Here is a 23763-nt window from a genome sequence, read left to right on the forward strand (position 1 = left end):
AGGGTTGCCAATACGCCATCTTTTGCAAGAACTTGCCAGAGGAATAATCGTGGATTCTCGATTGAATGCCTTTCTTGAGCGGGCCGATGCGGTCCTTGCGCGCCTGGAACCGCTGTTACCTGCACCGCGCCAAGCCATCGATTGGAATAACTGCCTCGCCGCCCGTTGGCAGCGCGAAGGCCGTACTGGCTTTTTGCTCCCGCTGGAAGTGAGCCTGGACATGCGCCTGTCCGACCTTATCGGCGTGGACAAGCAACGTGAGCAACTGGCTCGCAACACTCAGCAATTTCTCGATGGCCTGCCCGCCAACCATGCGTTGCTGTGGGGCTCGCGTGGCACCGGCAAATCTTCCATGGTGCGTGCTTTGCTGGCCCAGCATGCCAAGGCCGGTTTGCGCCTGATTGAAATCGAGCGCGATCACCTGGCTGACCTGCCGCGCGTGGTCGAGCAACTGCTCAAGCTGCCGCAACGGTTCATCCTGTTCTGTGACGACCTGTCTTTCGAAGCGGGTGAGGGCGATTATCGCGTACTCAAGAGCGTACTGGACGGCTCCCTTGAGCAAGCGCCGGAAAATGTGTTGCTGTATGCCACCTCCAACCGTCGTCACCTGGTGCCGGAAAACCAGAGCGACAACGACAATTGGAAGCGCGTGGACGGTGAGTTGCACCCCAGCGAGGCGGTGGAAGACAAGATCGCCTTGTCCGACCGTTTTGGCCTGTGGCTGTCGTTCTATCCGTTCAGCCAGGAACACTTCCTGGACGTGGTCGAACACTGGATCGGCGAACTGGCCAGCAAGGCCGGCTTGCAGTGGCAGCGTGATGAAGCCCTCGACATCCTGGCCGTGCGCTGGGCCACCGGGCGTGGCAACCGCAACGGCCGTTGCGCGTATCAATTCGCCCGTTACTGGGTGGGTCTCAAGTTGTTGGAGCGTCAACCATGATCGATTTACAACAGGCCGGCACCGGCCTGGATGGCTACGCCATGCTCTGCGCGCAGCTGGAATCGCTGCTCGCCGATGAGCGTGACTTTATCGCCAACAGTGCGCAGTTCTCGGCGTTCCTGTTCAACCAGTTGGACGACTTGAACTGGGCGGGCTTCTACCTCAATCGCAATGAAGAACTGGTGCTTGGCCCGTTCCAGGGCCAGATCGCTTGCGTGCGTATTCCCTTCGGTCGTGGCGTCTGCGGTGCGGCGGCGGCATCCCGGCAAACCCAGCGGGTAGAAGATGTGCATGCGTTCCCAGGCCATATTGCCTGTGACAGTGCCTCCAACAGCGAACTGGTGGTGCCCTTGGTCAAGGATGGCCTACTGGTGGGTGTCCTGGATCTGGACAGCCCGTCGCTGGCCCGTTTTACCGCGCAGGACCAGGCGGGCATCGAGCAGTTGGCGGCGATTTTCCTGCGGTTGACCGACTGCTGATCCCGCAGGAGAGGGTCGGCCGCCGTTATTGGCTGTCCAGCTTATGCAGCTGCACTTGCAACGTCCTCTCCAGCTCCAGCATGAGTTTTTCCAGGGCCTTGACCCCCATGTCTATCGTGGGGCGCTCCTCGTTGCGGGCGCAGGCCAGCTCCAGTGCTTCGCATTGCGCGGCCAATGCACTTGCCTGGACGATGCGCGCGGCGCCCTTGATCTTGTGGGCTTGCTCAATGATCGCCTGGGGCGCTGCCTGGCGGGCCATCAAGGCCACCAGGTCCTCGCGGTCCTGACGGCTGCTGCTTAACAGTTGCGCAAGCAAACGCCGGCTCAGCTGCGGGTCGCCTCCGGTCAGTGCGTCCAGGCAATCGAGTTCCAGCCGCTGGCCGCTGGATCGGGGTTTGATCTGCGCCAGTTGCTGCTCCAGTGCAGTGAGGCTGATGGGCTTGAACAGGCAGTCATTCATGCCCGCCTGCGCACAGCGAAGTTTCTCCTCGGGTTGGGCATTGGCGGTGAAACCGAGGATTACGCAGGGCACCTGCTGTTCTCGCTGCTCGTATTCACGGATCGAACGGCTCAGCTCATAGCCATTCATGATGGGCATGTTGCAATCGGCAATCACCAGGTCGAAGTGCTCCTGGCGCCAGGCCTGAAACCCTGCGGCGCCATGTTGGGCTGCCGTGAACTGGTGCCCGAGGTAACCTAATTGCTGGCACATCAGCAAACGGTTCGCCGGGTGGTCGTCCACTACCAGCACATTGAGCACCGCCGCGGCTGTTGGCGCCTGAGACTTGAGCTCGTCCAGCGCTTCAATGGGCTTGAGGCAGGTCATCTTCAGGCTGACCTGCACTTGAGTGCCCACCATTGGCACGCTGCTCAGGCTCAGTTGCCCACCCATCATCTCGCACAGGCTGCGACAGATCACCAGCCCCAGGCCCGCTCCGCTCCTGGCCAGGTGCCCGGAGTTGTCCGCCTGGGCAAAGGGTTCGAACAGGCGCAATTGGTCGTCCCGGCTGATGCCGATGCCTGTGTCCTCGACCACCAGCTTCATCTGCACCTCTTGGGGCTGCTCGGTGGCTTGCACCTGCACCTTGATCTTCACCTGCCCGCGCTCGGTGAACTTGATCGCGTTGCTGACCAGGTTGGACAGCACCTGCTTGAAGCGCAGCGGGTCTATCAGCACGGCGGTGTTGTCGAGGTTGGGGTCGAATTCGAGTAACAGGCTGAGGGTTTTCTGGCGGGCCAGACCATCGAAGACGCGCACCACCGATTCGATCACTTCGCGCAGGTTCACGCGCTCGGGAGCCAGGCTCAGGCGGCCGGATTCGATACGTGCAATGTCGAGGATATCGCCGATCAGCTCCAGCAGGTCCTTGGCCGAGTTGTAGGCCACTTCGATAGCCGGACGGTCGAGATGGCCCTGATCGGCGCGCTTGAGCGTCAGTTCCAGCATCCCGATCACGGCATTCATCGGCGTGCGGATTTCATGGCTCATGGTGGCGAGGAAGGTGCTTTTGGCGCGGTTCGCCTCGTCGGCGCGTTCCTTGGCAGTGCGCAACTCGTCGAACAGTTGGCGCCGGTCACTGATATCGATCCAGCCACCGATGATGCCCTGGACTTCGCCGTCCGAGTCGCGATAGGGCAGGATCCAGTGGTAGATCGTGAGTTTTTTGCCGTGAATGTGCAGGGTGCGATCAAGGATCAGCGGAGTGCCTTCCACCACCACCCGTTGGTAGTCGGCATGGTACTGCGCGGCTTCAGGCGCCAGGGCCATGTCCATTTGCACCACACTCTTGCCGATGACCTCTTCGCGTTTGACCCCGAACACTTGCAGGTAGCTGTCATTGCAGGTCTGCAACAGGCCCTTGCGATCACGCACATAGATTGGGTGCGGTGTTTCATTGACCAGTGCGCGCATGAACTCGAACTGGTCATTGAGGGCGCGCTCGGCCATTTTGCGGTGCTTGATCTGGCGGCGCATGTAGGCGTTCCAGGTCAGGGAAATCAGCAGCAGCAACCCGGTGCCAATGATGATTTGCGCAATCAGTTGGTGGTAATTGCGCCAGTAACTGTCCGAGGCTGGCGTGTAACCGCGCCAGCGGCTGTTGATCACGCCCATTTCGTCCGGGGCAATGCTCAGCAGCGCCTTGTCCAGGATTGAGCTCAGTTCGACGGCACCGCGCGGCGTGGCCAGGGCGAAGGTGGCGGGCAGCGTGCCAATGCTGGCGCTGATCTGCAGTTTGTCCTGGAACACCTGGGAGGCCAGGAAATAGTTGGCGATGACCAGTGAGTTCACTGCCCCGTCCACGCTTCCCTGAGCCAGCATTTCCGAGGCCTTGAAGGTATCGCTGACTTCCACCAGGCGAATCTGTGGGAAGTTTTCTTGCAAGGTTTTTTCCAGCGGGTTACCGAGGGTGATTGCCAGGCGCTTGCCTGCCATCTGCTCCAGGTTTGTGGCCGCGTCGGGCTCCTTGCGGGTCAGCAGGACGTAGGAGTTTTCCAAGTACGGGCGGCTGAAGCTGAGCTGAACCTCGCGTTCGGTGCTGGGGACGATGGCCCCGATGATATCGGCTTTACCCGTGGTGAGCTGCTCGATCATCGTGCTGACTTCGCGACTGCGCTGTATTTCAAAACGCAGGCCGGTGCGCAGGCGGATCAGTTCCAGCAGGTCGGCGGTAATACCGCGAAAGTTGCCGTCGGCATCGAAGAACGTCAGCGGCGCGAACGTCTCATTGACCACGACTTTTACCACCGGGTGATCTTTGAGCCAGCGCTCTTCACGCTGGGTCAGTTGCAGTTTCTTGTCGGTCAGCAAGATGTCGCTGCCGGCGCTCCAGCGCTTGGCAATGCTGTCTCGTTCATTAACGGGGACGGCCGTCAGCACCGCGTCGACGATGCTCTGTAGAACCTCCTGATCGTGACGCAAGGCGAAGCTGAACCCATAGGCTTCATGCTTGCCGAAGTTGGCCATGTGGATATTTTTGAGGTAGCCCTTGTTGATCATGTAATGGGTGGAAATAGTGTCCCCCAGAAACACGTCCGCCTGATCGAACGCCACGGCATTGAGCGCGTTTTGATAGGAAGGAAAGGCGCGGATATCCGCCTGCGGGTATAACTTTTCCACTTCGTTCAGCGGCAGGTAGTGATAAACAAGGCTCAAGCGCAGGCCGGCCAGACCATCGCTTAAACTGCGCGTTTCACCTTCGCGGGTCACCAGTACGGGCTGGTCCACCGCATACGGCTGCGACAGGATGAGTTTCGGGTTGGCGGCCTCAAAGCCATTGGATGAGCCCAGCAGGTCGATTTCCCCGGTTTCCAGCGCATGGATCGCGGCGTCTCGTGTCGGATAACGCAATACCTTGACGGGCAGGGCCATGGCTTTGGCCAGCAGCCCTGCGTAATCGGCGGTCAGGCCTTCATAGTCGCGACCGCTGGAGGTGAGGTCGAAGGGCGGATAGTCGGGTGCCGAGGTGCCCAGTACCAGCTCACGTTTGTACATTAGCCACTGGCGCTGGGTCTTATCCAGCTGAATATCGAGTTGAACGGTACCCGCGCGGCTCAATAAGGTGAAGTGTTCCGGTCCGATTTGAGGGGCCGCGGGCACGGTAGTGCTCAAGCACAGGCCGGCCAATAATATAATCAGATAGTCCTTTATACGCCTTGGCATCCGCTTTCTCACACTAGCGCGTTTCGTTTTGCCATCTCGATAAGTTCTACCAAGGACTTGGCTTTAAGTTTTTGCATCAGCCTTTTTTTGTAGGTACTTACTGTCTTGTTACTTAGAAACATACCTTTGGCGATTTCTTTGTTTGTACGACCTTGTGCAAAAAGTTGCAGCACCATCAGTTCCCGGTCGTTCACGGCCTTGAATAATTCAAGTTCCAGTGCGTCCTTGCTGTCGGCGCCATTGGAATTGAGTGCCTGGCTGGGGAAGTAGTTGTAGCCAGACAGTACCGCACGAATGGCACTCAGCAGTTCGCTCAGGTCGCCTTCCTTGCACACATAGCCGTCTGCGCCCGAGCGCATGCAGCGGGTGGCAAACAACGTCGGGCTCTGGGCCGTCAGGATCAGGGTTTTCATCGAGGTGTTCATCGCGTTGAATCGGCAGAGCACTTCGAGGCCGTCGAGTTTTGGAATACTGATGTCCAGGATGATCAGGTCGGGCAGGCATTCGCGAACCATTTGTATCGCGTCACAACCGTTGTCCGTTTCGCCAACGATTTTATAACCTTCGTGTTCCAGCAACATGCGAATCGCCAGCCTGATAACCGGGTGATCATCAATGATAAAAACCGTGTTCATAATCATATTCCATGCAAGTGCAAATAAAGCGGGCACATTAGCTCAGAAGAAGAGGGAGGAGGACGAGCGTTGGGGGGAGTAGATATAAAACAGGAGAATTCCTACATAATAAAAGGTAACGACCTACGGTTCGATAAGGCTTTGCGTCGTCGGATGTAAGTAATAGTTGGATCAGTAAGCCTTGGAGCCGTGCCAGGGATTCGGCGATGGTTTTGCGGCGATTGTTTACCGGTGAACGGTGTTTATAGTCCTACAGTTATAACGAGAGCAGTGGCTCAATCAACTCTGTCAGTGCATCTTTATTCAGGGGCTTCAATAAATAACCAAGCAGGGGCAGCCCGCGCCGCCGGGCCTGGAGTGTCAGGTTGGACAACTCTGTTGCGGGCAGCCCGCTCAACAGGATTGCGCCGGTGATGAAGTGTTGGCGGCTGGCAATGTCTACCAGTTCCAGCCCAGGCAGGTCAGGCAGGCATTGATCGCACAGCATCAAGTCAAAGGGGCGGGTGGCGCAAGACATCGAGCGGATCGCCTGCTCGGCATTTTCCGCAAGGGTCAGTTGTTCGAAACCGAAGCTTTTGAGCAGGCACTGCGTGGCCAGGAGTTGAAAGGGATGATCCTCCACCAATAGGATTCGAAGACGGGGTATGGGCATAGAAGGCACATGGCTCAGTCAGAGGGGCGTGACGTAGGAATTGCGTGTCAGGTTCGCAAGAAGCGTGCGCGATTATTCCTCGAGCGGATGTGCGAATTCGATCAGGCCGCTCTGTTCCCGTCGTAGGTAAAGTCTGTACGGGACGCAGGCGGCATAACCTAAGGTTTTACTGTGGGCTGGAACGCCCGGTCATCTCCCGTGCCATTTCGGTGGCGTAGCTGTCGGTCATGCCGGCGATAAAGTCGATCATGCGCAGAAACGAAGCGTGCAGCGACCAGGCTGGGTTCGGCGCGCTGTTGCCCAGCAAGTCAAGGATGCGTCGGTTCTTGAACGACGGCGTACGCCCGCCATGCTGCTCCAGGGCGGCACCGCAAAACGCGTTCAACAGGATTTCCAGGGTGGTGTAGGCGCCGATCTCGTGCAGGGTCTTGCGTTTGTCCTGGAAGATTTTTTTGCGCGCCATGTCCTTGGCGTCCAGTACACAGCGCTTGGCCGGGCCGTGCATGTGTTCCACCAGGTCGCCTGGCAGCGTGCCGGCGAGCAATGCGTCCTGCTGCTCGACGAAGGCGCGTGCCGCCGCATTGGTCAGGTGCTCGATGGCCTTGCCGCGCAGGATCGCCAGCTTGCGCCGGCGTGAATCCTGCGGGCCCAGTTGCCGGTAGGTCTGGGGCAAATCATCACCCACCAGATCGAGCAGCAGCGACTCGACTTCGGCATATTCGAGCAGCTCCATTTCCAGGCCGTCTTCGAGGTCGATCAAGGCGTAGCAGATATCATCGGCCGCCTCCATCAGGTAGACCAGCGGGTGACGGGCCCAGCGTTGCTCTTCCAGCTGGGGCAGGCCGAGCTTGTGGGCGATCTGTTCAAGGATCGGCAACTCGCTCTGATAACAACCGAACTTATGCTTCTTGTAGCCCAACGAATCCGCGTGGCGGGCGGTCCAGGGGTACTTCAGGTAAGTGCCGAGGGTGGCGTAGGTCAGCCGTGTGCCGCCGTCGAACTGGTGGTACTCCAGCTGGGTAAGCACCCTGAAGCCTTGGGCATTGCCTTCGAAATTGAGGAAATCGTTGCGTTCGGCACTGCTCATGTCATCCAGCCAGCCGCGTCCGGCCGCCTGTTGGAACCAGTGGCGAATGGCATCTTCACCCGAGTGCCCGAACGGCGGGTTGCCGATGTCATGGGCCAGGCAAGCCGATTGCACCACCATGCCCAGGTCGCTTGGCTCGCACCAGTCGGGCAGGGCGCTGCGCAAGGTTTCGCCGACACGCATGCCAAGGGAGCGGCCGACGCAGCTGACTTCCAGGGAGTGGGTCAGACGTGTATGGATATGGTCATTACTGGACACCGGGTGCACTTGAGTCTTGCGGCCCAGGCGGCGGAACGCGCCGGAGAAAATAATCCGATCGTGGTCTTTGTGGAACGGACTACGGCCGAGTTCTTCCGGGCTGTGCAGGGGTTTTCCAAGACGTTCGCGGGTAAGCAGGGTGGGCCAATCCAAGGCGGTTACTCTCCGTGCGGTGAATGACCCTCCCAGCTTCCCGGTTCAGCGCGGCATCGGCAAGCAAAAATCTACAGGCCGGCCGCATCGATATCGATTAACAGCAAGCGCTGACCGTTATCGAAGAACTGCCCGGCGGTGAGGCAGTATTGGTTGGTAGTGGCATCGCGGTAGGTCGACGACAGCGTCAGGCGCCGCTCCTCCCAGCCTTCGGCGAGCAGGTGATAGAAGTATGGCCGCCATGACCAGTTGTGGCCCAGGTAGCGGCTGTCGGCCTGCCAGGCATCCTGGCGCCACTCGAAGTTGGGCGTCAGCTGGGTGCCATGGCGGTCGCACTGGTAAAAGCGCAGCAGCCATGGAAAGTCCGGCAATTGGGGCAGTTGATCGAGCGGCGCGCGGGCCTGTGCCCAGCGTTGGAGGATGCTCATCAGCTCGGCCAATTGCACGCGCAACTGCATCACACGGCCACGCTCGGCGAGTTTGTGTTGCACGTAAACCCCGCGCAGTTGGGCAAAGCGCGCGACGAACGCATCGGCCGCAAACCAGTCCAGTTGGGCCTGGGCAAACAGATAACCCTGCACATAACGCGCGCCGCACTCCAGGGCAAAATTCAGTTGCGCCTCGGTTTCCACGCCCTCGGCGATGATCCAGCAGCCGGTTTTTTCGGCCATTTGCGCCAGCGCCCGCACCACGTCACTGCTCGGCCCGCCTTTGGCGGCTTCCTGGAACAGGCGCATGTCGAGCTTGAGAATGTCCGGCTGCAGCGCCAGTACGCGGTCGAGTTGCGAATAGCCGGCACCGAAGTCATCGATGGCGATGCGTGCGCCAGCGTCGCGATAGCGTGCGACCACCTCGGCCAGGCGCTGGATGTCGCCGCCCAGCTCGGTGATTTCAAACACAATGCGCCGCGGATCGACATTGTGGGCCTGCACTTGTTTCAGGCTGGGCAAGGCTTGGCCAGGGCGCAGGCGGTTGATCCAGCGCGGTGAGATATTCAGGCTCAGAAACCAGTCGGCGGGGGCTTCATGCAGGCGGCTCAAGGCGTTTTCGCGGATCTGCCGGTCCAGACGGCGCAGGGCCACACCCGGTGTGCGTGGGTCGGCAAACAGCGGGCCTACCGACTGCAAGTGACCATCGGCCTGACGCAAGCGGCCCAGGGCCTCGACGCCGGCAATGCGCCCGGTGGCGGTGTCGATGAATGGCTGGAAACAGGCGAGCGGTTGCCCGTCGATCACGGGGCCTCCTTAAGAGAGCTGGCGAAAAAAAGGCCCGGCCCTCAGTGACGAGGGCCGGGCCGATTCTGTTTGCAAGAATGCAGCCAGCCAGCTTCAGCCTTTACGCTGCATGGCCAATTTGATCAGCGGGATCAAACCGGCACCCAGCCGCACCAGGCGCGTCAGGCTGCTGATGCCGCCGCCCTTGGCGCCCTTGCCGGTGAAAAAGCCCATCAGGGTCACCGCCGCCACGCCCCACAGCGGGGCGTGCTTGATGCCCAGGCTGTCTTGCCAGTTGTGGCGCATGTCGCGCATTTTGTTCAACGGCGCCATCAGTTGCTGGGACTCGTGACGGATCTCCTGGCGATGCATTTCCATGCGCAGGCGAATCAACGCCTTGCGCATTTCCCGGCGCGAGGTGTTTTGCGGGATTTCAGTCATGCTCATGGCAGCAGGCGCTCCCGATCATTGGCCAACTCTTCAAGGGTGGCGTGGAAGGGCGTGGACTCATCGAACACCGCCGCTTTCAAGCGCACCCCGCAGAAGGCCGCGGCCAGGCTGTAGAACACGCAAAGGCAGATAATCCCGGTGAGACGATAGCCGGTGTCCCACACCAGAATCATCACCAACGTCGACAACCCCACCAGCAATAACAGCGCAAACACCAGCGCCAAGCCTGCAAACAGCAGCAGGCTCACGGTGCGGGCCTTCTGTTCCTGCAACTCGATGCCAAATAATTCGACGTGGCTGTGCAGCAAGCCCAGAACGGCTGCGCCCAGGCGTCGTGAAGTGGAACTGGTGCCCGTGGACGAGCCGGTTTCGCCGATAGACATGATAGTTAGCGCCTTGTAGCCAGCAGACCGATCAAAAAGCCCACGCCGGCGGCAATGCCTACAGACTGCCAAGGGTTGGCCTGCACGTAATCTTCGGTGGCCGTGACCGCCGCCTGGCCGCGTTCACGCAGGGAATCTTCGGTCAGTTGCAGGGTTTCACGGGCTTTGAGCAGGCTTTCGTGAATCTTGCTGCGCAGCTCATCGGCCTGGTCACCGGCCAGCACGGCGGTATCGTCGAGCAACTTTTCGGTGTCACTGACCAGGGTTTGGAAATCCGCCATCAGTATTTCTTGAGCAGTCTTTGCAGTTCTTCTGGCCATGGGTATCTCCGTGATTGGCTGATCTGTTTGGTACGTGTGGTTTCGAGTCACCGGTTTCGGTGAAGGTTCACTTCAATTGTCTGGTACAGCTTTTGCTTTGCCTTGGTGCGCAGGCCCTGGGGCTTGCGCCGAGTCGGGGCGGATCGAGGCCAATGCCTGGAAAAACCTTACCCTAAATCACACAAACTCGCGGAAAAACCCTGTCGGCAACGGCCCATTGTGTTGATCGCTGCGCTAAAGCGGTTCACGCCCTCTCAAGAGGGGCGGTGCCGGTGGTGCCAATTTAGTGCGCGCAACCCTGGCTTGAACCGCTTTGGTGCTTTTTGCCTTGAATGCAGGCCTGCCAACCTCCATGGAAAATTTGCAAAGCGCAGTGGACACCCTCGTCCACAGCTCCAATACCCTGTTTATCCTGATTGGTGCGGTCATGGTCCTGGCCATGCACGCCGGCTTCGCGTTCCTGGAAGTCGGCACCGTGCGCCAGAAAAACCAGGTCAACGCCCTGTCGAAAATCCTCAGTGACTTCGCCATCTCGACCCTGGCTTATTTCTTTATAGGCTATTGGATCTCCTATGGCGTGAGCTTTATGCAGCCGGCGGCGGTGATCAGCGCCGATCACGGCTATGGCCTGGTGAAGTTCTTCTTTCTGTTGACCTTCGCGGCAGCGATCCCGGCGATCATTTCCGGCGGCATTGCCGAACGCGCCAAGTTCGCCCCGCAGCTGTGTGCCACCGCGCTGATCGTGGCGTTTATCTACCCGTTTTTCGAAGGCATGGTGTGGAACGGCAATTTTGGCCTGCAAGCCTGGTTGCTCGCGCGCTTTGGCGCCAGCTTCCATGACTTTGCCGGCTCCGTGGTGGTGCACGCCATGGGCGGCTGGCTGGCGCTGGCGGCGGTGCTGCTGTTGGGCCCGCGCAACGGGCGCTACAGGGAAGGGCGGCTGGTCGCGTTTGCGCCTTCGAGCATTCCGTTCCTGGCGTTGGGTTCGTGGATTCTGATCGTCGGCTGGTTCGGCTTTAACGTGATGAGCGCGCAAACCCTCAACGGCGTCAGCGGCCTTGTCGCCGTCAACTCACTGATGGCGATGGTCGGCGGTACGGTCGCAGCCTTGGTGATCGGCCGCAATGACCCTGGCTTCCTGCACAACGGCCCGCTGGCAGGGCTGGTGGCGATTTGCGCCGGCTCCGACCTGATGCACCCGGTGGGCGCACTGGTCACGGGCGTGGTCGCGGGTGGGCTGTTCGTGTGGTGCTTTATTGCCGCCCAGGATCGCTGGAAGATCGACGACGTGCTGGGCGTATGGCCGCTGCATGGCCTGTGTGGTGTGTGGGGCGGCATTGCCTGCGGGATCTTTGGCCAGACCGCATTCGGTGGCCTGGGCGGCGTCAGCCTGATCAGCCAGTTGATCGGCACCGCGCTGGGCGTGGCCGTGGCATTGGGCGGCGGCTTGCTGGTATACGGCGTGATCAAGCGCGTGCACGGGCTGCGTCTGAGTCAGGAGCAGGAGTATTACGGCGCGGATCTGTCGATTCACAAAATTGGTGCGGTCAGCCAGGATTGATCGACTGTCTGGCAACAGGCTGGCCCGCTCGCCACAGTCAGGTGGGTGGGCTTAGAATGGTTGCCTGTTTTTGATCGGGTCCATTCGCCATGCTTCCTGAATGCCAGTTGTTCGGCACCCTGGGTTGCCATCTCTGTGAGCTTGCTGAAGCCGAAATCATGCTGCTCGTCGAGGGCGGGTTGCTGGTGGAGTTAGTGGATATTACTGACCCCGACGACCTCACTGAAGTTTACGGGCTGCGCATCCCGGTGCTTCGGCGCGCCGATACAGGGGCGGAGCTGGATTGGCCGTTTGAGAGCGAACAGGTGGTCAACTTCCTTAAATAGCGCGAACCCGGTGGCTTGCCGACCACCAGGCTTTGGTTGTTCAAGCGCTTTAAGTGTTCTCCAGACCGCAGCGCTCATGCGCGATCAAGTCATCGTGGGTTTCGCGCCGCCGTATCAATTTGGCGTGTGCTCCCTCCACCAGCACTTCTGGTGGGCGCCCTCGGGAGTTGTATTGGCTGGCCATGCTCATCCCATAAGCGCCACATGAGAAAATCGCCAACAAGCTTGCGTCTTCCAGTACGGGCAAGGGCCGGCCTAATGCGAAGTGATCGCCGGTTTCACAAATGGGGCCAACAATGTCGACCTCTTCCAGAGGCGCGGCTCCCGCCTCACGGACGCTTTCGCTCAACGCCGTCCAATGGCCGGAAAAGTCGCCAAATCGGGTTGGCCAGATGACGTGATTCGCGCCGTATAAAGTGGGGCGCAGCAGGACGTTCATACCCGCATCAACAATCGCAATCTTGCGATCCCAGCCTTGTTTGATGTACTCGACCGTGGTGAGTAAAACGCCCGCGTTCGCGCTGATCGAACGGCCCGGCTCAATGATGAAGCGCAGACCACGACGTTTCAGTTCTTGCAGACGCTCACAAATATGCGCTCCCGTTTCAGCCAATGAACAGACGGGATTGCTTTCGGTGCCGTATTGCGCTGGAAACCCACCGCCGATATTGATGAACTCAATCGGGCAGTCAGCGGCCTGAAGCCGGTTGACCATTTCTTCAATCTTGTCGATGGCAGACAAGTAGGTGTGGGCCGATGGGATCGGGGACCCGAGATGTATATGGATGCCAACGACATCGACGCTCGCGTAACGCTTTGGGGCAAACAGTTCATAGGCGCGTTCAATCGGTATGCCAAATTTCGTCTGGCGGCCGCCAGTGGCCGTTTTCTCATGGGTACCGGCATCCACCACATCCGGATTGACCCGAATGGCCACCTTTACACGCTTGCCGGCCGCCGACGCTACCGCATCCAGGCGCAGCAGCTCTGCCTCGGACTCCACATTGAAAAGGAATACGCCCACGTCAACGGCATAGCTGATTTCTTCGTGGGACTTGCCGACACCCGCGAACACTATCTTGTCTGCGGTCACGCCTGCCATCAGTGCCCGGTACAGTTCACCGCCACTGACCACATCGAGGCCGGATCCTTGGTCGACCAAGAGCTTGAGGACGCTGAGATTGCTGCAGCTTTTAACCGAGAAACAAATCAAAGGCGCCAGTGCAGAAAATGCGTTTTGTAGTACGGCATAGTGATTTTTCAGCGTCTGTGCTGAATAGAGATAAACAGGGCTGCCGTGCTGTTCGACAATGGCACTTACATCCACTTGCTCTACATGTAAATGGCCGTTGATAAAATTAAAATGGTCCATCTTCCTACCTCGATTGGATGACTCCGACTAAACGCACTGACAACTTTCTCGGCGCAGACGATGCAAGTGTGCATGGCGAAAAAATAAAGAAAAAATATCAAAATGATGGCCATCTATTCATTTCTGATATGGTTCGACCCATTCAATTCAGCGCGTGGGTGTGCTCATGAATTTCAGTTTTCGCCATGTGGAAGTGTTCTGGGCGGTCATGACCACCGGCAGTGCGACCGCTGCCGCGGCATTGCTGCATACCTCGCAGCCCACTATCAGCCGCGAGCTGAGTCGTTTTGAAACTTTGACTCAGTTGACCTTGTTCAAACGCGCGGGCGCGAAACTGATTCCCACCGAGCATGGCCTGATGCTCTTCGATGAAGTTCAGCGCAGCTATGTGGGCCTGGCTCGCGTCAAGAACGCCGCTGAGGCCATCCGGCACTTTCGCCATGGGCAAATTTCGCTGACCTGCCAGCCTGCGTTTTCGAATGCCTTGCTGCCACAGGTCTGCCAGGATTTTTGTATTAAGTTCCCGGGTGTCAGCATCAATGTCACGCCGCAGGAATCTCCTGCCCTGGAAGAGTCACTGACGGCTCAGCGTTATCATTTGGGGCTGACTGAAACCCTTGAGACACCACCTGGAACCCACAGCGAAACCTTGTTAAACCTTGATGTGGTGTGTGTATTGCCTTCTCATCATGTGCTCAATGCAAAAGCAGTCCTCACGCCAGAGGACTTCATTGGGCAAAACTTTGTTTACCTTGCGGCGGATGACCCCTACAGGATCAAAACCGACGCGATCTTTCAGCAGGCGGGCATTGAGAGACGGCTGGTGGTCGAAACGCATAACGCCAGCGCTGTGTGTGCGACCGTAAACCTGGGTGTGGGCGTAGCAATCGTCAATCCGCTCACCGCTCTGGACTATGTAGGCAGAGGTTTGCAGATCCGACGTTTTTCCCATTCGATTTCTTACTGTGTGAGTGTCGTGCGGCCGTTGCACCGCCCTGAATCGTCCAGCGTCATTCACTTTGTGGATGTGCTGCGCAGCCATTGTCAGCGCATAAGTGCTCAGTTGCAGAACCTCTGAGCAGGCCCACTGGTCGCGCACGGGTGGTCTTGATTGCACAGGCGCGTTTTCGCGATGGCGAGTTTCCGAATATTAAGTTACTGTATGTTTGTACAGCGATTGAATAGAGGGAACGCCCGTGGTGAATGTTGAACAACTGAAAAGCAGCGTCAATCGCATGTCCGCCGACGTCGTGCGCGACGCGGTGAATGAGCTGCGCCTCGACGGCCTGGTCACGGAAGGCAAGACGCCGTTTAACAAAGTGCATTTCAATACCTGCTTTGCCGAGATCGAGGCGTTGTTCCAGCGCGCCGGTTACCACAAGCAGTTGGACGTGGTGGGTTACCAGGGCTTGTTGTACGCGCTCTACGATCCCGGCCGCTGGGAAGCGGTGGACGTGTTGCGCTGGCTCAAGGAATTTACCGAGGCGGCCAGCGCCTCGCCGGTGTTGCGAGCGCAATTGGCCAAGGCCTGAGATCCGCCCTAGGCCCAATCGCGTTCCATGCGGGATAATGCCTGCCGGTTTATCCAGGTTTCGAGCATTGCATGTCCACATCCGCTTTCTCTGCGTCCCAGCATCAAGCCAGCACCTTGTACCTGCCGCCCGGCCCCTGGGCGACGGTGCTCGATTGCCTGTGCGAGCACTTTCCGGCGATCAGCCGTGAACACTGGCTGGACCGCGTCGCCCGTGGCCGCGTCTTGGACATCAATGGCCAGCCGATCAGCCTGGACCTCGCCTACAAGGAAGGCCTGTGCATTTATTATTTCCGCGAAGTGCCGAATGAGAAGGTGATCCCGGTTCAGGAAAGCATCCTGTATGCCGATGAGCACTTGGTAGTGGCCGACAAACCACACTTTCTGCCGGTGACCCCGGCCGGCGAATACGTCGAACAAACCCTGTTGCGCCGCCTGATTCGTCGCCTGGATAACCCCGCGCTGGTGCCCCTGCATCGCATTGATCGGCACACGGCGGGGCTGGTGCTGTTCTCGGCCAACCCGCAAACCCGGTCGGCGTATCAACAGCTGTTTCCCACACGGCGCATCGATAAATTCTACGAAGCCATTGCCCCGGCCTTACCCGACCTGACCTTCCCGCTGGTGCATAAAAGTCGCCTGGTCGATGGCCAGCCGTTCTTTCGCATGCAGGAAGGGCCGGGCGCCAGCAACACCGAAACGGCGGTGCAAGTGCGCGAGAAAAATGGCGATCTGTGGCGCTACGGCCTGTTCCCCGTGACCGGCAAGAAGCACCAGCTGCGGGTGCACATGACGGCGCTGGGGGCGAGTATCTGCAACGACCCGTTCTACCCCGATGTGCTCAAGGATGCCGAGGACGACTACGCCAACCCACTCAAACTGCTGGCCCAGGGCGTGCGCTTTATTGACCCGGTGACCGGTGAACAACGCCATTTTCGCAGCCGCATCACCCTCGACTGGTAACCGCCAGAAACGACAAGGCCCGCACATGGCGGGCCTTGTGGGCAAACGCTTAAGACTTACAGGTCTTTAACGGTGCGAACCTGATCCTTGTTGATACGGGTCTGCTTGCCGTCAAGTTGTTCGAACTCGTAGAAGCCCGAAGCCTTGTCGTATTTAGGGGTGTCGACGGCCTGGATTTCGCGACCGTCATTCAGGGTGATCACTGTAGGCGAAGCGCAACCGGCGAGAGTGGCGAGGCCCAGTGCAAGCATGAGAGCGGCGATGGTCCGTTGAGTCATGAGTTTGTCTCCAAGAGAATTCTTTTAAATAGCTGACCTTGTGACGCGCATGGCGTCGACAAAGTTCCTTGTGCGAGGTTCATTCTGACACGCCAGACCCAGGGTGCAACAGCTCGGGTGTATTCAGATTGGCCAGGCGTGGGTCGTCAGCTTGGCATTCCAGGCCCACACCGCCCAACTGCAGGAATATCTTGCGCGGGCTGCGCTCACCGGCGTCCCATGCCTGTTGTACCTGGGTTTTGAGGTGGGTGGGGATGATGCAGATCAAGGGTTCCCAGAACTCGCCATGGCGTACCATCACCGGCACCTGCGGGTTGCGGTGTGCCGTCTCACACAAATCGGCCAACAGTCTCACGTCGATGTTGGGTACGTCACACGGCAGTATCAGCACATGCGCATGGCGCGCGGCGGCCAGGCCCGCGCGGATGCCCGCCAGCGGGCCGGGGAAGTCCGGGCTGTCGTCGCTCACCAACTGGTCGGCATAGGGCGCGTACTGCTCATGGTTGCGGTTGCACGAGATGATCAGGTCATCGGTCAGCGGTCGGGTCAGGCGCTGCAAATGTGCAACCAATGGCTGGCCGTGCCAGGGCAGCAGGCCTTTGTCCTGGCCGCCCATGCGTTGGCCACGGCCGCCGGCCAGCAGCAGGATCGAACAAGGCAGGGGCGAAGAATCAAGCGACATGGTGGTTCCGCAGCGGCAGGCAAATAGGGGCCTGTGATATAACATCGGGCTGTTCATTCGACAACCGGACCAAGCCATGAAAGCCAAGGCTGATGCGCCCTTCGTACCCCTCAATATCGCTGTGCTGACTGTCAGCGACACCCGCACCCTGGACACCGACACCTCCGGCCAGGTCTTCGTCGATCGCCTGGCCGCCGCCGGCCACAACCTGGCCGAGCGCGTGCTGCTCAAGGACGACCTGTACAAAATCCGCGCCCAGGTCGCCCACTGGATCGCCGAAGACGTGGTGCAAGTGGTGCTGATCACCGGCGGCACCGGCTTCACCGGCCGCGACAGCACGCCCGAAGCCGTCAGTTGCCTGCTGGACAAGCAGGTCGATGGTTTTGGCGAGCTGTTCCGCCAGATCTCCGTGGCTGATATCGGCACCTCCACCGTCCAATCACGCGCCCTGGCCGGCCTGGCCAATGGCACGCTGGTGTGTTGCCTGCCGGGTTCGACCAACGCGGTGCGCACCGGTTGGGATGGCATCCTTGCCGAGCAACTGGATAACCGCCACCGCCCGTGCAACTTTGTGCCGCACCTGAAGCAGGCCGAACCCTGCGAATCCCGTGGATAAGCCTGGCAAGTCCGGTGCACTGATGCCGGTGGAACAAGCGCTGCAGCAACTATTGGACATGGCTGAAGCAACGCCGATTCGCGAGCACGACGTGCAGCCCTTGGCCGAGTGTGATGGCCGCGTATTGGCGCAAGATTTGGTCTCCACCCTCGACCTGCCGCCCTGGCCCAACAGCGCCATGGACGGTTACGCCCTGCGCCTGTCGGACTGGACCGGCGAGCCGCTGCCCGTGAGCCAGCGCATCTTCGCCGGCCAGGCACCGCAGCCACTGGCGGCCGGCACTTGCGCGCGCATCTTTACCGGCGCGCCCGTGCCCGAAGGCGCCGATTGTGTAGAGATGCAGGAAAACGCCGTGGTCCACGCCGACGACCGCGTGAGCTTCACCGAGCGCTTGCGGGCCGGCCAGAACATCCGCCCCCAAGGCCAGGAAACCACGGTCGGCGAGTTGGTGCTAAACGCAGGCACCCGGCTTGGCCCGATAGAGCTGGGCCTGGCTGCTTCCCTCGGGCATGACTGTTTAAGTGTGGTGCGCCGGGTACGCGTGGCCGTGCTGTCCACCGGCGATGAACTGATCGAACCCGGCCTGCCGCTGGGGCCGGGGCAGATCTACAACAGCAACCGGCGTGTGTTGTGCAGCTGGCTTGTGCGCATGGGCTGTGAAGTGATCGATGCCGGGATTCTTCCGGATGACCTGGAAAAGACCCGCACACGCCTGGCAAGCCTGGGCAGTGTCGACCTGATCCTGTCCACCGGCGGTGTCTCTGTCGGCGAGGCGGACTTTCTCGGCATCGCCCTGCGCGAAGAGGGCGAACTGGCCCTGTGGAAACTTGCGATCAAGCCGGGCAAACCGCTGACCTTCGGGCACTTTCGCGGTGTGCCGGTGATCGGCCTGCCCGGCAACCCGGCGTCGACTTTGGTGACCTTTGCGCTGCTGGCCCGGCCCTATCTGCTGCGCCGCCAAGGCGTGCAGGACGTGGCGCCGCTGCGCTTCGAAGTGCCGGTGGGGTTCGTGTGGCCTCAGCCGGGCAACCGCCGCGAGTACCTGCGCGGGCGTATCGAGCAGGGCCGGGCGATTATCTACCGCAACCAGAGCTCCGGCGTGCTACGCAGCGCGGCGTGGGCCGAAGGGTTTGTGGAGGTGTTGGAGGGGACGACACTCGATATTGGCGACCGCGTCAATTTCATTCCCTTGAGTGAAGTCCTGAACTGACAATAGAGACCGACTGTGGGAGCTGGCTTGCCTGCGATGCAGACACCTCGGAGTGTCAGGTACACCCGGTTGATGCCATCGCAGGCAAGCCAGCTCCCACATTTGGATTTGCGTGCAGCTAGTAATCATCCCCACGCGCAGTCACATCCCGCTCCACCGGCTCGGCATTCGGGTCATAGCCCACCGGGAATTTGCCCTTGAGCGTCCACGCAAACGCAATAATTTCGGCCACCGTGCGGTACAACTCCTCCGGAATGCTGTCGCCCAATTCCATGCGCGCCAGCAGTTTCACCAACTCGGCATTCTCATAGATCGGCACTTCATTTTCCCGCGCCAACTTCAAAATGGCTTCGGCCAGGGCATCGTCGCCCTTGGCCGTCAGGGTTGGCGCTTGCTGGCCGTCGTACTTGAGGGCAATCGCCTGGCGTGGCGGAAGGGAGTTTTTCATGCGGTTTCATCCACCCAGCGTTGCTCCAATCCGGTTCGTGGCCCACGTGGCGGCGTACCGAGGTGGCAGTCCAGGTCGCCGACATTGATGCCCGAGGTCACCAGGCGCTCGCGCAAGCTGCCCAAGTGGCTTTCGATCAGGCTGGCGGTAAACGGGCGCGAGGCCCACAGCTGGCTGGACAATTTGCCCTGGGTCAGTTGCGCCTGCACCTGCAACGGCCCCAGCGGCTCCATGTCGAAGGCCAGCTCGACGCGCCAGAGCATTTGCTTGGGGTCTTTCTTGTCCTTGCGCTCCGGTTGGTCCTTGTCCGGCGGCGGTTCTTCACGCTGGAACTTGACCTGCAACGGCACAATGTCCTGCAAGGTGCGCATGGGGATTTCCAACTGCCAAGTGGTTTGCAGGCGGCCATCGGCGGTAGTGCCGGTTTGCTCCAGGCTCGATAACTGGTGGCTTTGCAGCCGGGAAATGGCCCCGGCGGCCAGGCGCAGCAGGTTTTCCAGGTCGCCTTCGCCTGCAAGTTTGGCCATCAGCCGGTCCGGCAGCGGAAAGCCCGCCGGGGCTTGTCGTGCGCCGATCTGGCCGAGGGTGCTGAGCGGGTTGCGCACGAAGTTGGGCAGTACCTGGGCCAGGGTATTGGCGGCGAGGATGGCGTTCAGATTAGTGGCGGCGGGCAGCGCCGGCAGCAGTTCGGCGACCAGCCGCAGCAGGCTGCCTTTCATGTCCAGCGGTGGCACTTGCGGGTCTTGCCCGGCCAGCAGTTTGGCTTCAAGAAACACGCCGCTACTTTGTACCAACTGCGCCAGCACCTTGGGGTTGCTGACTTGCGCCAGGTCGGGCAGGGCGTTGAGCAAGCGCGCGGCGGCGGCGCGCAGGTCGCTGGAGGTGGTGTCGTCGGCAGGCAGGCTTTGCAGCGCGTTGAACAGCACATCCAGCGAGCCTTGGCGACTTTGCTGGGTCGACAACTGTTGCGCCACGGCCAGTTGATCCTTGAGACCGCTCAACGGCACGAAATTCAGGGTCTGCGCATTTTGCACCACGGCGCTGAGCAAGCTGCCGACCCGCAGCGGCTGCGGGCTTTCCAGACTCAACGTGGTGCCGGCCAGGGCGTTATTGAGTACGCTGACCAATGAGCGATAGATCGCCGGTTGCGCGGTGCCTTGCGGCAGCATCTGGGTGGTCAGCACCTTGGCCTGCAACAGCGTGCCCACCGGCAGTTGCGTGGTGTCGATCCGGGTCAGGGCGGCCACATTGGCACTCAGGGCTTGCTGCAAGGTGATGGTCAGGTTGCCGGTCGGCGTCTGGCTCACCGCCACGTTGCTGCCCAGCGGCAACGGCTGGGCGCTGCTGGCCTGTACCAATGTCTGGCGGCCGCTTTCGAGGGTCAACTTGAGCAACAGCTGAAATGCATCGCCGCCTTGTTTAAGCGCTATCACCTCGGCGTTCGCGGTTTTGCCAGGGTCGATCAGGCCGGTCTGCGGCTCCAGCAGTTTCAACAACTCGCCGGTCGGCGGCAGCGGGGCAGGCCCGGGCGTCGGTGCTGGCGGCAGCGTAGGAAGGTTGATCTCACCGGTCATCGTGCGCGTCGTCTCTGGGGAAATTGCCCTCTTTAGAGTAGGGCATCACATGTATAATGCCGCCCGTCTGCAAAGAGAGCGGTAAAAACCTCACAACTATTTGATCCAGCTCTCTAAAATCGGTCGCCAAAGCCGTTATTGTGCACTTCTCTATAACGGCCGCTGCACCGCCGACTTGAACCGTAAAGGCCCGCGATCTTTTGACCAGCCCTCTTCTAGAAGCCGTAGCGCTTGCCTGTGAACGCGACCTGCGCCTGCTGTTCGAGCACCTCGAACTGCGGCTGGCGGGCGGCGACATGGTGCAGATCAGCGGCCCCAATGGCAGCGGCAAGACCAGTTTGCTGCGCCTGCTGGCCGGGTTGATGCAGCCGACGGCCGGTGAGGTTCGACTCAACGGCAAGCCCCTCAACGAACAACGCACCGAGCTTGCGCGCAACCTGATCTGGATCGGCCACGCCGCCGGCATCAAGGACGTGCTCACGCCGGAAGAAAACCTCAGCTGGCTCAGCGCCCTGCATCATCCGGCGCCCCGCGATGCCATCTGGCAAGCCTTGGCCGCTGTTGGCCTTAAAGGCTTCGAAGATGTCCCTTGCCACACCTTGTCCGCCGGCCAGCAGCGCCGCGTGGCGCTGGCACGTTTGTATCTGCCTGGCCCGCCGCTGTGGATTCTCGACGAACCCTTCACCGCCCTCGACAAGCAGGGCGTCGCCCAACTCGAAGAACACCTGGCACAGCACTGTGAACAGGGTGGCCTGGTGCTGCTCACCACCCACCACACGCTGGCGCGCAGGCCCGCCGGTTACCGCGACCTGGATTTAGGGCGGTGGTCGGCATGAGTGTGTTCGCGCTGTTAGTCGCCCGTGAAGCCCGCCTGTTGTGCCGTCGCCCGGCTGAATTGGCCAATCCCTTGGTATTCTTCGCCATCGTTATCGCGCTGTTCCCGCTGGCAGTCGGCCCCGAGACTAAACTGTTGCAAACCTTGTCCCCGGGACTGGTGTGGGTGGCCGCGCTTTTATCGGTGCTGCTCTCGCTGGACGGGCTGTTTCGCAGTGATTTTGAAGACGGTTCCCTCGAGCAGTGGGTCCTTTCGTCGCACCCCTTGCCACTTCTGGTACTGGCCAAGGTGCTGGCACACTGGGTTTTTTCCGGCTTGGCGCTAGTATTGCTCTCGCCGCTGCTGGCGATGATGCTCGGCTTGCCCGTTGAGTGCCTGCCGGTGTTGCTCCTGTCCTTGTTACTCGGTACGCCGGTGCTCAGCCTGTTGGGGGCGGTGGGCGCAGCGTTGACCGTCGGTTTGAAGCGGGGTGGCCTGTTGCTGGCCCTGCTGATTCTGCCTTTGTACATCCCGGTGTTGATCCTGGGCAGCGGCGCCTTGCAGGCCGCGCTCATGGGCATGCCGGCGACCGGTTACCTCCTGTGGCTTGGCAGCCTGACCGCCCTGGCGGTAACCCTGACACCCTTTGCTATAGCGGCTGGCCTGAAGATCAGCGTCGGCGAATAATGAGGTCTGGCCAAGTGTTATGCCTTGGCCAGTAAAGACCCTGAGCTTTGCGCAATGACGCACAGCCACCGTGATGGAAACAGCAATGAACTGGACCTGGTTTCACAAGCTCGGCTCGCCCAAATGGTTTTACGGCATCAGCGGCAAATTGCTGCCGTGGTTGAGCATCGCCGCCATTTTGCTGATCGGCATCGGCCTGGTCTGGGGCCTGGCCTTCGCGCCGCCGGACTACCAGCAAGGCAACAGCTTTCGCATCATCTATATCCACGTGCCCGCCGCCATGCTGGCGCAGTCCTGCTATGTGATGCTGGCGGTGTGCGGCATCGTCGGGCTGGTGTGGAAGATGAAACTGGCCGACGTGGCCCTGCAATGCGCCGCGCCCATCGGCGCCTGGATGACCGCCGTGGCGCTGGTCACCGGCGCGATCTGGGGCAAACCCACCTGGGGTTCGTGGTGGGTGTGGGATGCGCGACTGACCTCCATGCTGATCCTGCTGTTCCTGTACTTCGGCCTCATCGCCCTGGGCAATGCCATCAGCAACCGCGACAGCGCGGCCAAGGCCTGTGCGGTGCTGGCGATTGTCGGCGTAATCAACATTCCGATCATCAAATACTCGGTGGAGTGGTGGAACACTCTGCACCAGGGCGCCACCTTCACCCTCACCGAAAAACCGGCGATGCCCGCGGAAATGTGGGCGCCGCTGCTGCTGATGGTGCTGGGGTTCTACTGCTTCTTCGGCGCCGTGCTGCTGATGCGCATGCGCCTCGAAGTGCTCAAGCGTGAAGCCCGCACCAGTTGGGTCAAGACCGAAGTGCAAAACAGCCTGGAAGCGCGCGGATGAACTTCAACTCGTTCAGTGAATTTCTCGCCATGGGCCATCACGGCCTGTATGTCTGGACGGCCTATGGCATCTGCCTGGCAGTGCTGGCCCTCAACGTTGCCGCGCCGATCCTGGCCCGCAAGCGTTACCTGCAACAAGAGGCGCGTCGTTTGCGCCGGGAGACCGATAAGTGAATCCGCTGCGTAGAAAGCGTCTGTTGATCATCCTCGCCATCATGGCCGGCGTCGGCATTGCCGTGACCCTGGCCCTGAGCGCCTTGCAGCAGAACATCAACCTGTTCTACACCCCGACCCAGATCGCCAATGGCGAAGCGCCTGTCGACACGCGCATCCGCGCCGGCGGCATGGTCGAGAAGGGCTCCTTGAAGCGTTCCGGTGATTCCCTTGACGTGACCTTTGTGGTCACCGACTTCAACAAAGCCGTGACCATCACCTATCGCGGCATCCTCCCGGACCTGTTCCGTGAAGGCCAGGGCATCGTCGCCCTGGGCAAGCTCAACGCCGACGGCGTGGTGGTGGCCGATGAAGTACTCGCCAAGCACGATGAGAAGTACATGCCGCCGGAAGTGACCAAGGCGTTGAAAGACAGCGGCCAATCGGCCCCAGCACCTGCCAAGGAGGGCTAAGCC

At 60.3% G+C, this 23763-nt stretch carries 27 protein-coding genes; 14 read left to right on the forward strand and 13 right to left on the reverse strand.

The annotated features are described in order from the left end of the window. Positions 1 to 49 precede the first annotated feature (49 nt). Positions 50 to 940 carry an ATP-binding protein gene (locus HBO41_RS07820; protein WP_017136173.1) on the forward strand — a complete coding sequence of 297 codons (891 nt, stop codon included), beginning with the start codon at positions 50 to 52 and terminating at the stop codon, positions 938 to 940. Beyond that, positions 937 to 1419, forward strand: a complete 483-nt coding sequence (locus HBO41_RS07825; protein WP_017136174.1) for a GAF domain-containing protein — start codon at positions 937 to 939, stop codon at positions 1417 to 1419. The genes HBO41_RS07820 and HBO41_RS07825 overlap by 4 nt, the downstream gene beginning before the upstream one ends. A gap of 25 nt (positions 1420 to 1444) precedes the next feature. Here the strand turns inward: HBO41_RS07825 and HBO41_RS07830 are convergent, their stop codons facing one another. The 8 genes from HBO41_RS07830 to HBO41_RS07865 all read right to left on the reverse strand — a co-directional run bounded on the left by HBO41_RS07830 (position 1445) and on the right by HBO41_RS07865 (position 10232). Beyond that, positions 1445 to 5080: a transporter substrate-binding domain-containing protein gene (locus HBO41_RS07830; protein ID WP_138450034.1), complete on the reverse strand. Its 3636-nt coding sequence runs from the start codon at positions 5078 to 5080 to the stop codon at positions 1445 to 1447. Between the two features lie 8 nt (positions 5081 to 5088). Beyond that, entirely contained in the window at positions 5089 to 5715 is a 627-nt protein-coding gene (locus tag HBO41_RS07835; RefSeq protein WP_017136176.1) for a response regulator transcription factor, read from the reverse strand. Positions 5716 to 5971: 256 nt separating this feature from the next. After that, positions 5972 to 6367 carry a response regulator gene (locus HBO41_RS07840; protein WP_138450038.1) on the reverse strand — a complete coding sequence of 132 codons (396 nt, stop codon included), beginning with the start codon at positions 6365 to 6367 and terminating at the stop codon, positions 5972 to 5974. A 166-nt stretch (positions 6368 to 6533) separates the two neighbouring features. Next, entirely contained in the window at positions 6534 to 7865 is a 1332-nt protein-coding gene (locus HBO41_RS07845; protein WP_017136178.1) for a deoxyguanosinetriphosphate triphosphohydrolase, read from the reverse strand. Between the two features lie 71 nt (positions 7866 to 7936). Then, entirely contained in the window at positions 7937 to 9100 is a 1164-nt protein-coding gene (locus HBO41_RS07850; RefSeq protein ID WP_169985702.1) for an EAL domain-containing protein, read from the reverse strand. Positions 9101 to 9193: 93 nt separating this feature from the next. Then, positions 9194 to 9526 (reverse strand): hypothetical protein, encoded by a 333-nt coding sequence (locus tag HBO41_RS07855; RefSeq protein ID WP_017136180.1) that lies wholly within the window; start codon positions 9524 to 9526, stop codon positions 9194 to 9196. After that, positions 9523 to 9912, reverse strand: a complete 390-nt coding sequence (locus tag HBO41_RS07860) for a phage holin family protein (RefSeq protein ID WP_017136181.1) — start codon at positions 9910 to 9912, stop codon at positions 9523 to 9525. Before HBO41_RS07860 ends, HBO41_RS07855 begins: the two co-directional genes overlap by 4 nt. 5 nt (positions 9913 to 9917) lie before the next feature. Next, complete coding sequence (locus HBO41_RS07865; RefSeq protein WP_017136182.1) at positions 9918 to 10232, reverse strand: YqjD family protein; 315 nt, start codon at positions 10230 to 10232, stop codon at positions 9918 to 9920. A gap of 352 nt (positions 10233 to 10584) precedes the next feature. Between HBO41_RS07865 and HBO41_RS07870 the strand changes: the two genes are divergently transcribed. Together HBO41_RS07870 and HBO41_RS07875 are read left to right on the forward strand one after the other, a co-directional pair. Continuing rightward, complete coding sequence (locus HBO41_RS07870; protein WP_138450029.1) at positions 10585 to 11793, forward strand: ammonium transporter; 1209 nt, start codon at positions 10585 to 10587, stop codon at positions 11791 to 11793. A gap of 89 nt (positions 11794 to 11882) precedes the next feature. Further along, the gene (locus tag HBO41_RS07875) at positions 11883 to 12119 is read left to right on the forward strand and encodes a glutaredoxin family protein (RefSeq protein WP_169985704.1); all 237 of its coding nucleotides are present in this window, start codon (positions 11883 to 11885) and stop codon (positions 12117 to 12119) included. Between the two features lie 49 nt (positions 12120 to 12168). On the opposite strand, the gene lysA is transcribed toward HBO41_RS07875, so the two are convergent. Then, complete coding sequence (gene lysA / locus HBO41_RS07880) at positions 12169 to 13491, reverse strand: diaminopimelate decarboxylase (RefSeq protein WP_169985706.1); 1323 nt, start codon at positions 13489 to 13491, stop codon at positions 12169 to 12171. Positions 13492 to 13657: 166 nt separating this feature from the next. On the opposite strand from lysA, the gene HBO41_RS07885 reads away from it, so the two are divergent. The 3 genes from HBO41_RS07885 to HBO41_RS07895 all read left to right on the forward strand — a co-directional run bounded on the left by HBO41_RS07885 (position 13658) and on the right by HBO41_RS07895 (position 15985). After that, complete coding sequence (locus HBO41_RS07885; protein ID WP_017136185.1) at positions 13658 to 14569, forward strand: LysR family transcriptional regulator; 912 nt, start codon at positions 13658 to 13660, stop codon at positions 14567 to 14569. 118 nt (positions 14570 to 14687) lie between these two features. Beyond that, positions 14688 to 15023 (forward strand): hypothetical protein, encoded by a 336-nt coding sequence (locus tag HBO41_RS07890; protein ID WP_003189932.1) that lies wholly within the window; start codon positions 14688 to 14690, stop codon positions 15021 to 15023. 71 nt (positions 15024 to 15094) lie between these two features. Continuing rightward, the gene (locus HBO41_RS07895) at positions 15095 to 15985 is read left to right on the forward strand and encodes a pseudouridine synthase (protein ID WP_017136186.1); all 891 of its coding nucleotides are present in this window, start codon (positions 15095 to 15097) and stop codon (positions 15983 to 15985) included. Between the two features lie 56 nt (positions 15986 to 16041). Here the strand turns inward: HBO41_RS07895 and HBO41_RS07900 are convergent, their stop codons facing one another. Further along, positions 16042 to 16263, reverse strand: coding sequence for a YgdI/YgdR family lipoprotein (locus HBO41_RS07900; RefSeq protein ID WP_017136187.1), 222 nt, complete (start codon positions 16261 to 16263; stop codon positions 16042 to 16044). Between the two features lie 79 nt (positions 16264 to 16342). Continuing rightward, complete coding sequence (gene mobA, locus HBO41_RS07905; RefSeq protein WP_099549058.1) at positions 16343 to 16945, reverse strand: molybdenum cofactor guanylyltransferase MobA; 603 nt, start codon at positions 16943 to 16945, stop codon at positions 16343 to 16345. 76 nt (positions 16946 to 17021) lie between these two features. Between mobA and moaB the strand changes: the two genes are divergently transcribed. Then, the gene (gene moaB, locus HBO41_RS07910) at positions 17022 to 17561 is read left to right on the forward strand and encodes a molybdenum cofactor biosynthesis protein B (protein ID WP_017136189.1); all 540 of its coding nucleotides are present in this window, start codon (positions 17022 to 17024) and stop codon (positions 17559 to 17561) included. A gap of 22 nt (positions 17562 to 17583) precedes the next feature. Next, positions 17584 to 18771, forward strand: coding sequence for a gephyrin-like molybdotransferase Glp (gene glp / locus HBO41_RS07915; protein ID WP_050547735.1), 1188 nt, complete (start codon positions 17584 to 17586; stop codon positions 18769 to 18771). Positions 18772 to 18889: 118 nt separating this feature from the next. Here the strand turns inward: glp and HBO41_RS07920 are convergent, their stop codons facing one another. Together HBO41_RS07920 and HBO41_RS07925 are read right to left on the reverse strand one after the other, a co-directional pair. Beyond that, positions 18890 to 19219 (reverse strand): EscU/YscU/HrcU family type III secretion system export apparatus switch protein, encoded by a 330-nt coding sequence (locus tag HBO41_RS07920; RefSeq protein ID WP_099549057.1) that lies wholly within the window; start codon positions 19217 to 19219, stop codon positions 18890 to 18892. Continuing rightward, entirely contained in the window at positions 19216 to 20793 is a 1578-nt protein-coding gene (locus tag HBO41_RS07925; protein ID WP_169985708.1) for a flagellar hook-length control protein FliK, read from the reverse strand. The genes HBO41_RS07920 and HBO41_RS07925 overlap by 4 nt, the downstream gene beginning before the upstream one ends. Positions 20794 to 20993: 200 nt before the next feature. Here HBO41_RS07925 and ccmA point away from each other — a divergent pair, with 200 nt between their 5' ends. The 5 genes from ccmA to ccmE all read left to right on the forward strand — a co-directional run bounded on the left by ccmA (position 20994) and on the right by ccmE (position 23760). Next, the gene (ccmA, locus tag HBO41_RS07930) at positions 20994 to 21629 is read left to right on the forward strand and encodes a cytochrome c biogenesis heme-transporting ATPase CcmA (RefSeq protein ID WP_138451781.1); all 636 of its coding nucleotides are present in this window, start codon (positions 20994 to 20996) and stop codon (positions 21627 to 21629) included. Next, complete coding sequence (gene ccmB / locus HBO41_RS07935; protein ID WP_014717701.1) at positions 21626 to 22294, forward strand: heme exporter protein CcmB; 669 nt, start codon at positions 21626 to 21628, stop codon at positions 22292 to 22294. Before ccmA ends, ccmB begins: the two co-directional genes overlap by 4 nt. An 85-nt stretch (positions 22295 to 22379) precedes the next feature. Then, positions 22380 to 23135 carry a heme ABC transporter permease gene (locus tag HBO41_RS07940; RefSeq protein WP_169985710.1) on the forward strand — a complete coding sequence of 252 codons (756 nt, stop codon included), beginning with the start codon at positions 22380 to 22382 and terminating at the stop codon, positions 23133 to 23135. Continuing rightward, positions 23132 to 23308, forward strand: a complete 177-nt coding sequence (gene ccmD, locus HBO41_RS07945) for a heme exporter protein CcmD (protein ID WP_017136196.1) — start codon at positions 23132 to 23134, stop codon at positions 23306 to 23308. The genes HBO41_RS07940 and ccmD overlap by 4 nt, the downstream gene beginning before the upstream one ends. Then, positions 23305 to 23760: a cytochrome c maturation protein CcmE gene (gene ccmE, locus HBO41_RS07950; protein WP_017136197.1), complete on the forward strand. Its 456-nt coding sequence runs from the start codon at positions 23305 to 23307 to the stop codon at positions 23758 to 23760. The genes ccmD and ccmE overlap by 4 nt, the downstream gene beginning before the upstream one ends. The last annotated feature ends 3 nt before the right edge of the window (positions 23761 to 23763 follow it).

It is taken from the genome of Pseudomonas sp. WS 5146 (assembly GCF_012985495.1).
Classification (GTDB): Bacteria; Pseudomonadota; Gammaproteobacteria; order Pseudomonadales; family Pseudomonadaceae; genus Aquipseudomonas; species Aquipseudomonas edaphica.

Coding starts and splice junctions, on each gene's coding strand:
- HBO41_RS07825 (WP_017136174.1), top strand. CDS start 937: ATGATCGATTTACAACAGGCCGGCACCGGCCTGGATGGCTACGCCATG.
- HBO41_RS07830 (WP_138450034.1), bottom strand. CDS start 5,080: ATGCCAAGGCGTATAAAGGACTATCTGATTATATTATTGGCCGGCCTG.
- HBO41_RS07835 (WP_017136176.1), bottom strand. CDS start 5,715: ATGAACACGGTTTTTATCATTGATGATCACCCGGTTATCAGGCTGGCG.
- HBO41_RS07840 (WP_138450038.1), bottom strand. CDS start 6,367: ATGCCCATACCCCGTCTTCGAATCCTATTGGTGGAGGATCATCCCTTT.
- HBO41_RS07855 (WP_017136180.1), bottom strand. CDS start 9,526: ATGAGCATGACTGAAATCCCGCAAAACACCTCGCGCCGGGAAATGCGC.
- HBO41_RS07860 (WP_017136181.1), bottom strand. CDS start 9,912: ATGTCTATCGGCGAAACCGGCTCGTCCACGGGCACCAGTTCCACTTCA.
- HBO41_RS07865 (WP_017136182.1), bottom strand. CDS start 10,232: ATGGCCAGAAGAACTGCAAAGACTGCTCAAGAAATACTGATGGCGGAT.
- HBO41_RS07870 (WP_138450029.1), top strand. CDS start 10,585: ATGGAAAATTTGCAAAGCGCAGTGGACACCCTCGTCCACAGCTCCAAT.
- HBO41_RS07875 (WP_169985704.1), top strand. CDS start 11,883: ATGCTTCCTGAATGCCAGTTGTTCGGCACCCTGGGTTGCCATCTCTGT.
- lysA (WP_169985706.1), bottom strand. CDS start 13,491: ATGGACCATTTTAATTTTATCAACGGCCATTTACATGTAGAGCAAGTG.
- HBO41_RS07885 (WP_017136185.1), top strand. CDS start 13,658: ATGAATTTCAGTTTTCGCCATGTGGAAGTGTTCTGGGCGGTCATGACC.
- HBO41_RS07895 (WP_017136186.1), top strand. CDS start 15,095: ATGTCCACATCCGCTTTCTCTGCGTCCCAGCATCAAGCCAGCACCTTG.
- HBO41_RS07900 (WP_017136187.1), bottom strand. CDS start 16,263: ATGACTCAACGGACCATCGCCGCTCTCATGCTTGCACTGGGCCTCGCC.
- mobA (WP_099549058.1), bottom strand. CDS start 16,945: ATGTCGCTTGATTCTTCGCCCCTGCCTTGTTCGATCCTGCTGCTGGCC.
- moaB (WP_017136189.1), top strand. CDS start 17,022: ATGAAAGCCAAGGCTGATGCGCCCTTCGTACCCCTCAATATCGCTGTG.
- glp (WP_050547735.1), top strand. CDS start 17,584: ATGCCGGTGGAACAAGCGCTGCAGCAACTATTGGACATGGCTGAAGCA.
- HBO41_RS07920 (WP_099549057.1), bottom strand. CDS start 19,219: ATGAAAAACTCCCTTCCGCCACGCCAGGCGATTGCCCTCAAGTACGAC.
- HBO41_RS07925 (WP_169985708.1), bottom strand. CDS start 20,793: ATGACCGGTGAGATCAACCTTCCTACGCTGCCGCCAGCACCGACGCCC.
- ccmB (WP_014717701.1), top strand. CDS start 21,626: ATGAGTGTGTTCGCGCTGTTAGTCGCCCGTGAAGCCCGCCTGTTGTGC.
- HBO41_RS07940 (WP_169985710.1), top strand. CDS start 22,380: ATGAACTGGACCTGGTTTCACAAGCTCGGCTCGCCCAAATGGTTTTAC.
- ccmD (WP_017136196.1), top strand. CDS start 23,132: ATGAACTTCAACTCGTTCAGTGAATTTCTCGCCATGGGCCATCACGGC.